Below are 12,521 nucleotides of genomic sequence, written 5' to 3' on the forward strand. Positions count from 1 at the left end.
GGTGTTAAAATAGCCGCCATCTTGAATTCGAGGGATTTGATGGCGAAGGCGAATGGCAGCGGCGGCGACGACACGATCGAAGCAGGTGATGCGCCGCTGATCGACCTGAACGAAGGTTCGATCAAGAAGCTCGTCGCGCGTGCCAAGAAGCGCGGCTATATCACCGTCGATCAGCTCAACGAGATGCTGCCGCAGGATCAGATGACCTCGGAGCAGATCGAGGACGTGATGGCGGCGCTCAACGACATGGGCATCAATGTCGTCGAGAATGAGGACGCCGGCGAGGATTCGGAGCAGGAGGAAGAGGCGATCGACGAGGTCGACGCTTCCGATAGCCAGGACGATTCTGCCCCCGCGTTCGAAGCGGTCAAGAAGAAGGAAACCGTCGATCGCACCGACGATCCGGTGCGCATGTACCTGCGCGAGATGGGCGCCGTCGAGCTGCTCAGCCGCGAGGGCGAAATCGCCATCGCCAAGCGCATCGAGGCAGGCCGCGACACGATGATTCTCGGCCTGTGCGAATCACCGATAACGTTCAACGCCATCATCGGCTGGTCCACCGCGCTCAACGAAGGCACGATGCAGCTGCGCGAGATCCTCGATCTCGACGCGATGCTCTCCAAGGGTCCGTCGGCCGAGCAGGTCGAGGGCGCCGAGGACGACAATGACGAGATCAGCGAGTCGAACACCGGCCCATCCTACAAGGAAGAAGAAGAGGTCGAGGAAGAGTCGTCGGAGGAAGATGACGGCCTGACCGAACGTCGCGCCCGACGTCCCGCCGAAGAGGATGAGGACGACAACACCCTGTCGCTCGCCCAGATGGAAGAGACGCTCAAGCCCCAGGCGCTTGAGAAGTTCGCCAACATCACCGCGCTCTACAAGAAGTTCGCGCGCGTCCAGCAGCAGCGTCTCGACGCGATGGGCGCCGGCGACGATCTGCCCTCGGCCGACGAACGCAAATATCACAAGCTGCGCGAGGAACTCACCGCCGAGGTCGAGAGCGTGCAGTTCCACCAGGCGAAGATCGAATATCTGGTCGATCAGCTTTACAGCTTCAACCGGCGCCTCACCGCGCTGGGCGGCCAGATGCTGCGCCTTGCCGAGCGCCACAAGGTCAGCCGCAAGGACTTTCTCGACCGTTACGTCGACCATGAGCTCGACGAGAACTGGCTGCAGACGGTGCAGTCGGTCGACAAGAAGTGGAAGAATTTCGTCGAGAACGAATCCGCGTCGGTCGATCGTATCCGTACCGAGATGAGCGAGATCGCCCAGCAGACCGGCATGTCGCTCAACGAGTTCCGTCGCATCGTCAACATGGTGCAGAAGGGCGAGCGCGAGGCGCGCATCGCGAAGAAGGAGATGGTCGAGGCCAATCTTCGCCTCGTGATCTCGATCGCCAAGAAATACACCAATCGCGGCCTGCAGTTCTTGGACCTCATCCAGGAAGGCAATATCGGCCTGATGAAGGCGGTGGATAAGTTCGAATATCGCCGCGGCTACAAGTTCAGCACCTATGCGACCTGGTGGATCCGTCAGGCGATCACCCGCTCGATCGCCGATCAGGCGCGCACCATCCGTATCCCGGTGCACATGATCGAGACGATCAACAAGCTGGTGCGCACCAGCCGCCAGTTCCTCCACGAGCAGGGCCGCGAGCCCACGCCGGAGGAGATGGCCGAGCGCCTGAGCATGCCGCTCGAGAAGGTGCGCAAGGTGATGAAGATCGCCAAGGAGCCGATCTCGCTCGAAACGCCGATCGGCGACGAGGAAGACAGCCATCTGGGCGACTTCATCGAGGACAAGAACGCGATCATCCCGGTGGATGCTGCGATCCAGGCGAACCTCAAGGAAACGGTCACCCGCGTCCTGGCGAGCCTCACGCCGCGCGAGGAGCGCGTGCTGCGCATGCGCTTCGGCATCGGCATGAACACCGATCACACGCTGGAGGAAGTTGGCCAGCAATTCTCGGTGACGCGCGAGCGTATCCGCCAGATCGAGGCCAAGGCGCTCCGCAAGCTCAAGCACCCGAGCCGCAGCCGCAAGATGCGCAGCTTCCTCGATCAGTAAGGCCCGGCCAATCGGCAACTGAAAAAACCCCGGCGTCGCGCCGGGGTTTTTTGTTTGTGCGCGCGCCAACGCCGTTCGCGGGAAGCGTTGTTGCCAATCTTCAAGATTAATGCCTTCGAAACCACCTTTTTATGCGCTTCGGTATCGTCCGTCGGGCCATAAGGGGGCACCGCAACCGCGGGTGATCTTGCAGCCTATTGGGGGCGAAATGGCGTTCGATTCGGTACAGATTGCGCAGTTGGGCGGAGCCTGGGGAGCGATGGGCTCGCTGGCTGGCGCCGATGGCTCCGCAATACACTCCTATCTGCGCCGCCTCCGCTCGGGTGGCGTGCCGGCCCGCGATCTCACCGATGCAGTCCATTATGTCGCGCTGCTTCACGGCCGGCATCCGGGCCTTGTCGATCACGCGCTGCGGCACGCGAGCCGGCCTGTCGAGCGCGACTGGATCGAGGCTGCGGCCAACGCCTTCGCCGGCGAACGGGCGATGCTGGTGCGCCTCGTCGCTGCCGCCGGTCCGTTGCCAAGCACGCCGGGACAGGCGGAGAGCGAGGCGGCGACCGCCGCCCAGTGCCATGCGCTCGACATGCTCGCCCAGTCCGATCGCGCGGGCTGCGCCACCGGCGCCGCTGTGGCGATTGCGATCGACTGGGCGGTCATCCGCGAAATGCTTGTTTGCGCAGCGCAGCAGTTCGGCCTGGAGGTCGCGCCATCGGCGATGCCACCCGTCGAAGAGACCGTGAGCGTCGTCGACGCGCTGGCGCGTGAGCCGGCGCTCGAACGCGCCATGTTGTTTGGCGCGCAACAGGTTTTTGCCCAGCATCGCGGGCTGTGGGATCTGCTTGACGCCCGCGCCGGTGCCCGCACAGCGGCCGAGCCTTGCATCGTCGGAGCGCGGCATCGATAAAGCGCGTCATGCGCTTCGACACCACCCAGAGCTATGTCGCGACCGACGACCTCAAGGTCGCGGTCAATGCAGCCGTCACGCTGCGCCGCCCCCTGCTGGTGAAGGGCGAGCCGGGCACCGGCAAGACCGTCCTCGCCAACGAAATCGCCCGCTCGGTCGGCGCCCCGTTGATCGAGTGGAACATCAAATCGACCACCAAGGCGCAGCAGGGCCTGTATGATTACGATGCGGTGGCGCGGCTCCGCGACGGGCAGCTGGGCGATCCGCGCGTTCACGACATCGGCAACTATATCCGCAAGGGCAAGCTGTGGGAGGCGTTCGCCAGCCCCACCCTGCCCGTGCTGCTGATCGACGAGATCGACAAGGCCGATATCGAATTTCCGAACGACCTGCTTCAGGAACTCGATCGGATGGCGTTCCACGTCTACGAGACGGGCGAGGATGTGCAGGCGCGTGAGCGGCCGATCGTCGTCATCACCTCGAACAACGAGAAGGATTTGCCGGACGCATTCCTGCGCCGCTGCTTCTTCCACTATATCAAGTTTCCCGACCGCGAGACGATGCAGGCGATCGTCGACGTTCACTTCCCCGGCATCCAGAAGCTGCTGGTGTCACGCGCGCTCGACATCTTCTACGAGATTCGCAACGTTCCAGGCATCAAGAAGAAGCCCTCTACCAGCGAGTTGCTCGACTGGCTCAAATTGCTGCTGCACGAGGAGATGCCGCTCGAGGTGCTCCAGTCGCGCGATCCCAAATCGGCGATTCCGCCGCTTCACGGCGCGCTTCTCAAGAACGAGCAGGATGTCATGCTGTTCGAACGGCTTGCCTTCATGGCCCGGCGCCAGAAATGAAGCCGGCGGACGCGCCGGTCGAACGACGGGTCGAAGCGACTGGACGCCCCTGCCCCGAGCCTCCTAGAATGAGAGGATGTTCCTTTCCTTCCTCGACGAGCTGCGGTCGGCAGGCATTCGGGCAAGCCTGAAGGAACATCTGCTGCTGCTCGAGGCGCTCGATCGCGACGTGATCGATCATACGCCCGAAGCCTTCTACTATCTGGCGCGCGCGACGTTCGTGAAGGACGAAGGCATGATCGATCGCTTCGACCAGGTGTTCGGCCGCGTCTTCAACGGCCTGGCCTCGCCGGGGGCGCTGAACCCGGTCGAACTTCCCGAAGAATGGCTGCGCGCCGTGGCCGAACGGTTCCTCACCCCCGAGCAGATGGCGGCGATCGAGTCGCTGGGATCGTGGGATGAGATCATGAAGACGCTGAAGGAACGTCTTGCCGAGCAGCAAGAGCGCCATCAGGGCGGCAGCAAATGGATCGGCACCGGCGGCACCAGCCCGTTCGGCAATGGCGGCTATCATCCGGAGGGTGTCCGTATCGGCGGCGAATCCCGCCACGGTCGCGCCGTCAAGGTCTGGGAAAGTCGGGCCTTCCGCAACGTCGATTCGACGCGCGAACTCGGCACGCGCAACATCAAACTGGCCTTGCGGCGGCTGCGCCGGTTCGCGCGCGACGGCGCGGCCGATGAGCTCGATCTCGACGCGACGATCGCCGGCACGGCACGCCAGGGCTGGCTCGACGTGCGAATGCGGTCGGAGCGGCGCAATGCGGTCAAGCTGCTGCTGTTCCTCGATGTCGGCGGCTCGATGGACCCGTTTGTCATGCTGTCCGAGGAGCTGTTCTCGGCTGCGACCAGCGAGTTCAAGAATCTCGAATTCTTCTATTTCCACAATTGCCTCTACGAAGGCGTGTGGAAGGACAATCGCCGCCGCTTCAGCGAACGCAAGCCCACCGAGGAAATCCTGCGGACCTATGGCCCCGATCACAAGGTGGTGTTCGTCGGCGACGCCTCGATGAGCGCGTATGAGATCAGCCATCCGGGCGGTTCGGTCGAACATCATAACACGGAATCGGGCGCAACATGGCTTCAGCGCCTGACTGACCATTTCCCCTCCACGGTCTGGCTGAACGTCGTGCCCGAGGCCTATTGGCAGCATACGCAGTCGATCGCGATGATCCGCGCGCTGATGAACGATCGCATGTACCCGCTGACGCTTCCCGGCATCGACGCCGCGATGCGCGAACTGAGCCGCAAGCGGTGAGCCGGCTGGGTGCTATCCTGTCGCGCTGGCGGCGACGCTGGCTCGGCCGCTACGCAATCGAAGATCCGCGTCCGATCGCGGACTCGGCGCCCTACACCTTCTTCCTGCCGTCCGAGAACGAGGTGCTGGCGCTCGCCCCCGGCGACCTCGCCAAGCTGATCGTCCGCTCGGTCCCGCCCTCGTCCGAATATGCGGCGGAACGCATGTGGGTGACGATCGAGCGCGCCCAGGGCGATCGCCTGTGGGGATTGCTCGACAGTACCCCCTACGACATCCCCCAGCTGCGGCGCGGCGCCAGGATCGCATTCCGCCGCGACGATGTGATCGATCTGCGCTGGGGCGAAGATCGTGGCGTTCGACCGCCATCCTCTCCCCGACGCCGCGAATTCTGGTCCAGGTGCCTCGTCGATGCGTGCGTCTTGGAGGACCGGGTGCCCGTCCACTATGTCTACCGCGAACCCCCGACGCTCAGCGAAGAGGGCGGCGAAAGCGACAGCGGCTGGCGTATCCGCGGCGATTATCGCGGCGTCGACGACCAAGCGGTCGATGCACGCGAGATTGACTATGTCGCGCTGGGCAAGGTCCTCAACGTCGATGACAGCTGGATACATCTGATCGACGAGCCGGTGGGATCGGCGTTCGTGCGCAACTGGGAAAGCGGCCGCTTCGAACCCGAGTCCGCCGCAGCCAAGTAGCTTGACGAGTCAGGGCGTCTCAGTCGCCGCTTGTTGCGTATCGCGAGCGATCTGCCGCGCAATCCTTGCTCGGGCGCTAGTTCCGGTCGCTGACGGCCGCGTCTTGTAAAGACCTTTCAAATAGGCGCGATCGACGATCGTCGCGCCTGCAGGTGCGGCTTCGTTCGAATCGAAAAGCGTGAGGATCGTATCCGCGGCCACGCCTGGCGCTGGTGGACGACCGCCCGCAAGCGCGCGCAGCGCCACATAATCGGCGATCTGGCGCAGTGTTTTGCCGAGCGATGCCCGCTGTTCGATCACAATCGTTGATCCAACGATCGCTTGCTGCGTCGAACGATCGATGATCGACGCCGTTTTAACATAGAGGGTACCACCGCTCGCTGGCTGTCCATCCTCGTTACGCAACTCGATCGCATTCCAGGCGTGAACGGGGCCATCGCGCAGCGCGCGCGCGCGTTCTGCATCATCCACCCCGTCAAAAATGCCGGGCAACTTCGCCTGCAACTCGCGGACTGCCCCGTCCGAATCGGGGACGATCAGCACGTTCAGATTGCTCCGGCAACCTTCTCGACCAACCTCTGCACCGGCTTGCGCCGCGACCGCCCGTATCCGATCAGCGACGATGCGGTTATAGGCTTCTTCAAATCCAAACACGCTGGGGCAGACCGGCTCGCTGAACCTGGTCATCTGGCCGTCGACAGACGAGCTGATCTGCTGGACGAAGCGCCTCGCGGTCTTCGGTTCAATCTCTCGCTGCCCCCGAACCACGATATCGTCGCTGACAGATGGAACGGTCTGCGTTTGTGCGGACGCCGTAAAGGCGAGGACACAAAGCAATCCTGCAGCAATCACCAACGCTTTCATCGTTGTCTCGCAATCTAGGGTGTTAGATCTAAATAACACACCCGCACTGCGAATAAAAGCGTCGATGGCTTCGCTGCCACCGCGATCAGAAGCGTTTGACGGCCTGCTCGATCTTGCGAAGCAGCGCTGCGTTCTGCACTGCGCCGCTGGCGGCTTCCTCGGCCAGCGCCATCAGGCGGACTGCGCCGAAGCTGGCGGCCAGGCCCTTCAGCCGAAGCGCCGCGTCCCGCCATGCCTTTGGCGCGTCCGAAGCCTTCATGTCGCCGATTGCCTCGCGCACGCCCTCCAGAAAGGCCTGTCGAAGCTCAGCGATCAAGGCCGGTTCATCGCCGAGTGCCGCCGCCAAGGTCGCATCGATCGCGCCGGGATCATAAGCCATGCGGTGAACCTAGCCGCGCACCGTTAACCCTTCGTTGTGCGCATGCCTCTTGGTCGCACGTGCGATTATGATACATATCGCCGGATGACTGGGGGCAACACGGCCGAATCCGCGTCTGCGGATCCGCAAAACCAATCCGAAGGGCTGATGCTGACGGAGCCGATGCTGATGCGCGATCTGCCGGAGGCAGACGATTGGCACGACCCCGCATTCGATCCGCACGAACCGAAGGCGTCATCGCGGCTCGCGCCCGCAATCGCAATTCTGATCGCCATTGCCGCGTCGGCGGCGCTGCTCTGGCTGGCATTGCCTTCGCTTCAGGCCGGCCTGCCCCCGCTCCAGCTCGTCCAGCTCATTGCCGCGTTGTGCATGCCGGCGGCGCTCGTCGTCCTGCTGTATCTGGCGCTGCAACGATCGAGCGCGGCCGAGGCGCGGCGCTTCGGCGACACTGCTCGCGCGATGCGGACCGAAGCCGCCAGCCTAGATCGCACGGTCCGCCAGCTGGCCGAGCGGGTCGTCAGGATCCAGGCCTCGCTTGCCGAACAGGGGGCCAGCCTGACCGCGATCGGCGACAGCGCCGTCGAGCGGATGGACAGCGCCGCCAGCGTCGCCGCCCGCCAGGCCGCCGCGATTGCTGAGGCCGCCACGACGCTGGGCGAGGCCACCGCCGATGCCGAGCGTCGGGTTTCGGTGGTCCTCGCCTCGCTGCCGAAGGCGCATGACGAAATGCGCGGCCTTGCCGAACGGGTCGATGCCGCAGGGCTGCTTGCCAGCCAGCGCGCCGCATCGCTCGACACGCAGCTTTCGGCGCTCGGCGAGCGCGGGCGTGAGGCGGACAACATCGCCGGCGGTGCCGCCGAACGGCTTGCCGCCCATATCGCGCGGATGGAAGCGACCAGCGAGGCCGCGAGCAGCCGGCTCGAACAGGTCACCGATCAGATGTCCGGCCAGGTCGATGCCGTGCTTGATCGCGCTGCCGAGGCGGTCGATCATTCGCGCAAGGGGATCGCCGCGCAGGGCGAAGCCATCCTTGCGATGCTCGGCGCCAATCAGGCCGCGCTCGAACGCGCCGCGCAGGACAGTGCCGCCGCGATGAGCGAGCGGATGGCGATGATCGAGGATGCCATCGTCCGCATTTCGGCGCGTCTCGCTGAGGAACAGATGCGGAGCGATGCGCTGTTTGCGCGGCTCTCGCGCGGCGCCAACGAACTCGATCAGGATCTCGAAGCGCTCCATGCAAACGGCCTCGAGCGCGCCCAGTCGCTCGCGACCTCGATCGGCGTGCTGCACCAGTCGGTCGATGCGATGGCCGAAGCGATGCGCGCCGGCCAGGGCACGGCGCAATCGGTGATCGCGACGTCCGAAGCGCTGCTGACCGCGCTCGATGCTGCCGCGCGTGAGATGGACGAGACGATGCCCGACTCGCTCGATCGCCTCGACACCCGCATCAATGCAAGCCGCCGCGTTGTCGCGGCCTCCAAACCGGAACTGCTCGCGCTTGTCACCGCCGCCGAGAGCACGCATGACGCGATCGAAGCGATCGCCGACGTCGTCGCGAAACAGCGCGACACGCTGGCGAAGACGCAGGCATCGCTCCTTGAAACGCTGGCGACCGGCGGCGAACAGGCCGAGATGCTGGGCCAGATGATCGACGAGGCGATCGCCGCGGCACGCAGCTTCACCGATAGCGCCGCGCCCAATCTCGCCGAAGCGCTGGTCCGCGTCCGCGAGACCTCGACTGCCGTTGCCGATCACGCGCGCGAAACGCTGTCGGAGATCGTGCCGGTGGCGAGCCGGGCGCTCGAGGAGGCGAGCGGCGCCGCGATCGAGAATGCCGTCGGCGCGGCCGTCGAGCAGCAGATCGCCAGTCTCTCGCAAGCCGCCGACGCCGCGCTGGCGGCCGCCGCGCGCGCGTCCGATCATCTGAGCGCCCAGATGGAGGCGCTAACCCAGGCGAGTGCGGCGCTCGACGCCCAGATCGAGGATGCGCGACAGGCGAAGGAGGCGGCGGAAAGCGACCCCTTCTCACGGCGGGTGTCACTGTTGATCGAAGCGCTGCATTCAGCCTCGATCGATATCACCAAGACCTTCTCGACCGAGATCACCGACAGTGCGTGGGCCGCCTATCTGAAGGGCGATCGCGGGGTGTTCACGCGTCGCGCTGTTCGGCTCATCGAACCGCATGAGAGCCGAGAAATTCTGAGGCTGTACGATCAGGACGATGCGTTCCGAGACAATGTGAACCGCTACATCCATGATTTCGAGGCGATGCTGCGGCAGATCCTGGCGTTGCGCGATGGCTCCACGCTCGCGGTGACGCTGCTTTCGTCGGATATGGGCAAGCTGTACGTCGCATTGGCCCAGGCGATCGAGCGGCTGCGCACCTGATCGCTTGGCCGCCGCGCCGGTCAGTCCATCGCTGCAATCATCACGTCGAGCCCGTTCAAGGTGGCGTCGAACGCGATCTGGCAGGAAAGTCGCGAGGTCGGGCGACGATCCTCGACGCCGTCGAGCAGCGCATCCTCGTCATCGCTCATCGGCGGCAGCCGGTCGGCGAACGCCGGATCGACATAGACATGGCAGGTCGCGCACGAACAACAGCCGCCGCACATCGCCGGCAACGCTTCGAACCCCGCGTCCCGGATAATCTGCATCACGCTCTGCCCCGGCGCAGCATCAATTTCGGTGCGGGTGCCGGCGGGCGGCGTAACCATCAGTTTGAGCATTTCGTTGTCCTGATCGATTGAAGGGTGTTCGCAAGCGAACGGCGGACCGCAAGGCCCGCCGAAAGCGAAGGTCGCCGGGACGGGGAAAGCGGAAAGCCCTTCCCCGCGTGGCTCAGTAATGGAAGTGGAAGTCGATCCCCACGCGCCGCGGGGTCAGCACCGACCGCGCATAGTAGCGCTCGACCACGCCCGTCCGCGTCTGGTTATACGAACTCAGATCGTTGCTGACGCTCGTATAGGCGTATTTGTCGAAGATGTTGTCGGCAAACAGGCTGACGTCGAAGCTGGGCTTGCGATAGGTGATCGACGCGCGGTGCGTCATGTAACCCGGGATCTTCTCGCCAAAGCCGCGCAGACCGACGCGCGAATAGATGTCGCCGGTATAGGTCGCCGCCCAGCTCGCCTCGATGCTGTCGCCATCGGCCAGCGGATAGCTATAGGTCGCCTGGGCGCTGCCCGCATGTTGCGCCGATCCGGGCAGGCGATCGCCGTCCAGCGCGTCGTATCGCACGCCCTGGCTGACCACCAGATTGGGGAAATCTTCGGTCAGATGCGCGTCGATGTACGAATAGGTGCCCTGGATCGTCAGCTCGGGGATCGGCTTGAACGACCCGGAGAATTCGATGCCCTGCGAAACCGCGGCGCCGCCATTTGTGGTGATGCCCACGGCGCCGTTCACAGTCTGGCTCGGCACCTGCACGTCGCTCCAGGTGACGTGGAAGGCATCGAGCGTGAACTGGAGCCGCTTGTCGAGCAACGAGGCGCGTACGCCCACTTCGACATTACGGGTCTTGTCCGGCCCATAGACCAGCTCGTTGGGCAGCGCGCAGACATTCTGCCCCGGCGGCAGCGGCTCGACGCAAGGGGCCACCCGGTTGACACCGCCGACGCGGTAGCCGGTGCTGTACGTCGCATAGAGCAGCAGGTCCGGGCTGAAGCGATAGGAGGTGTTCGCCTTCCACACAAAGCCGTCGTCGCCCGTGCTGCCCGAACGCACGCGGCTCGGATCGAACTGGATCAGCGGATAGGGCGTGCGGGTCAGGCCGCCGCCGAACATCGGCGTGTCGGTGCCGCCCGTCGCGTCGGCATCATATTTGAAATAGCGGAGCCCGCCCGTCACCTGCCATGCCTTGGTGATGTGCAGCGTCGCCTCGCCATAGACCGCCTTCTCGATCGTCTCGGTGCGGACGAACGAGATATATTCAAGGTCGTCGGGCCGGTTGATCCCCGCGAACTCGGCGAAGCCCGGCGTATATTCCTGCCGGTCGCTGCTGTAGCGCAGCCGGTTGTAGAAGCCGCCGATCACCCAGTTCATCGGCCCGCCATGCGTCGAGACGAAGCGGACCTCCTGGTTCAGCTGCTTGTAGCTGCGATGATTGTTGGCATAGGAGGAAAAGGCCGGAAACGCCTCATAGCCATAGTCGAGGTCGAGCAGCAGGTCGGTATTGTCGTCGACGCTGGAGATCTTCTGCTCGGTATAGGCGGTCGTGCTGACCAGATCGACCGCGTTGAACAGGTTGATGTTGAACTCCGCCGAATAGAGATCGGCCTTGCGGTGGAACGGCTCCAGATAGCGCCACGGCCCCTCATAATCGCCTGTGCCCAGCACGCCGGCGCCATTGGCCTGGCGCCCGTTGGTCTTGGTATCCTGGTGCGCGTAGGTCAGGTATGCCTTCACGTTCGGATTATATTCGAGCAGCAGCGTGTTGCGCGTCGTGAAGGTATGTTCGAAATTGACATCCTTCTCGCTCTTGAAATTGGCCAAATAGTCGGCGCTCGTGCCGAGCGAGGCGTCCGCCGCTGTGGTCCCGCGCACCGGTTGCGGATCGGAAACGCCCGGCTGCTTGAGCAGATAGTTATAATCGATAAAGCCCGGATTGTCGTAGTAGCCGACCACCGATCGCAGCGCGATATGGTCCTTCAGGATCGGAATGTTGACCGTCAGGTCGCCGACCCGTCCGAAATCATCGCTGTGCGACTGCACATAGCCGCGGCCGTGCACGTCGACCGAGAAGCGGCTCGTATTCGGGCGGCTCGGAATGTAACGCACCGCGCCGGCGAGCGTCCCCAAGCCATAGAGCGTGCCCTGCGGCCCGAGCAGCACTTCCACCCGATCGATGTCGATCAGCTTGAAGTCGAGATAGAGCGGCACTTCGCCGAGATAGACGCCGACCGCGTTGTTCTCGTTCGATCCGAACACGCTGGTGTCGCCCGATTCGATGCCGCGCAGCACGACGTTGCCGCTGCTCGCCGGCCCGGTGTCGACAACGGTGATGCCCGGCGTGAAGGCGCCCAGTCCGCGCACGTCATCGATGCGTTGACGCGCCAGCGTCTCGGTCGAAACCGCGCTGATATTGATCGGCGCATCCTGAAGCGTCACGCTGCGGCGGCTGCCCGTAACGACGATCTCGTTGGCATTTTCGCCCGCCGAGCTCTCGTCCGGTGCCGATTGCGCTGCGGCATCGGTCTGCGCCGATGCGGCGGTTGCCGAGAACCCTGCGAAGATCGTCGCGCCGAGCAATGCCGCGCGAGAAATGGATTTTGCCACCCTACCCCCCTTTCTGCTTCTGGAACCCGCGCCGATCAGCCGCATCGCCCTCCCGGTCCGGCGTCGATTTCTGCGCCTTGCTGCGGTGCAACGTTTGGTGAAATTCGCGTCGCCGCCATGGGGCGTTTGACGTACCGCCCGCGAATGGCACGGCGCGATCGTCGCCCTTGCCGCGCGGGCGCAAAAAAGGCGCACGGCAGGCGTTGGTGCCCGCCGCGCGCCGATCATGAGG

Annotated in this window: 10 protein-coding genes; 6 read left to right on the forward strand and 4 right to left on the reverse strand. The window is 64.3% G+C overall.

The window, feature by feature from the left end:
- The first annotated feature begins 39 nt into the window (after positions 1–39).
- The 5 genes from rpoD to ACX40Y_RS08190 all read left to right on the forward strand — a co-directional run bounded on the left by rpoD (position 40) and on the right by ACX40Y_RS08190 (position 5,772).
- The gene (rpoD, locus tag ACX40Y_RS08170; RefSeq protein ID WP_459119058.1) at positions 40–2,067 is read left to right on the forward strand and encodes an RNA polymerase sigma factor RpoD; all 2,028 of its coding nucleotides are present in this window, start codon (positions 40–42) and stop codon (positions 2,065–2,067) included.
- Between the two features lie 208 nt (positions 2,068–2,275).
- The gene (locus tag ACX40Y_RS08175) at positions 2,276–2,971 is read left to right on the forward strand and encodes a DUF6975 family protein (protein ID WP_459119059.1); all 696 of its coding nucleotides are present in this window, start codon (positions 2,276–2,278) and stop codon (positions 2,969–2,971) included.
- A gap of 8 nt (positions 2,972–2,979) precedes the next feature.
- The gene (locus ACX40Y_RS08180; protein ID WP_459119060.1) at positions 2,980–3,822 is read left to right on the forward strand and encodes an AAA family ATPase; all 843 of its coding nucleotides are present in this window, start codon (positions 2,980–2,982) and stop codon (positions 3,820–3,822) included.
- Positions 3,823–3,898: 76 nt separating this feature from the next.
- Positions 3,899–5,077: a vWA domain-containing protein gene (locus ACX40Y_RS08185; RefSeq protein ID WP_459119061.1), complete on the forward strand. Its 1,179-nt coding sequence runs from the start codon at positions 3,899–3,901 to the stop codon at positions 5,075–5,077.
- Positions 5,074–5,772, forward strand: a complete 699-nt coding sequence (locus ACX40Y_RS08190) for an immunity protein Imm33 domain-containing protein (RefSeq protein WP_459119062.1) — start codon at positions 5,074–5,076, stop codon at positions 5,770–5,772. The genes ACX40Y_RS08185 and ACX40Y_RS08190 overlap by 4 nt, the downstream gene beginning before the upstream one ends.
- A gap of 9 nt (positions 5,773–5,781) precedes the next feature.
- Here the strand turns inward: ACX40Y_RS08190 and ACX40Y_RS08195 are convergent, their stop codons facing one another.
- Positions 5,782–6,636 carry a hypothetical protein gene (locus tag ACX40Y_RS08195; RefSeq protein ID WP_459119063.1) on the reverse strand — a complete coding sequence of 285 codons (855 nt, stop codon included), beginning with the start codon at positions 6,634–6,636 and terminating at the stop codon, positions 5,782–5,784.
- A gap of 85 nt (positions 6,637–6,721) precedes the next feature.
- Positions 6,722–7,015 carry an Hpt domain-containing protein gene (locus tag ACX40Y_RS08200; RefSeq protein WP_459119064.1) on the reverse strand — a complete coding sequence of 98 codons (294 nt, stop codon included), beginning with the start codon at positions 7,013–7,015 and terminating at the stop codon, positions 6,722–6,724.
- Positions 7,016–7,183: 168 nt separating this feature from the next.
- Between ACX40Y_RS08200 and ACX40Y_RS08205 the strand changes: the two genes are divergently transcribed.
- Positions 7,184–9,403, forward strand: a complete 2,220-nt coding sequence (locus ACX40Y_RS08205) for a hypothetical protein (RefSeq protein ID WP_459119065.1) — start codon at positions 7,184–7,186, stop codon at positions 9,401–9,403.
- A gap of 20 nt (positions 9,404–9,423) precedes the next feature.
- Here ACX40Y_RS08205 and ACX40Y_RS08210 read toward each other — a convergent pair whose 3' ends face one another.
- Together ACX40Y_RS08210 and ACX40Y_RS08215 are read right to left on the reverse strand one after the other, a co-directional pair.
- On the reverse strand, positions 9,424–9,741 hold the full coding sequence (locus ACX40Y_RS08210; protein WP_459119066.1) for a 2Fe-2S iron-sulfur cluster-binding protein: 318 nt from the start codon (positions 9,739–9,741) through the stop codon (positions 9,424–9,426).
- A 112-nt stretch (positions 9,742–9,853) separates the two neighbouring features.
- The gene (locus ACX40Y_RS08215) at positions 9,854–12,289 is read right to left on the reverse strand and encodes a TonB-dependent receptor (RefSeq protein WP_459119067.1); all 2,436 of its coding nucleotides are present in this window, start codon (positions 12,287–12,289) and stop codon (positions 9,854–9,856) included.
- Positions 12,290–12,521: the final 232 nt, after the last annotated feature.

The sequence above is a fragment of the Sphingomonas sp. RS6 genome, from assembly GCF_054489705.1.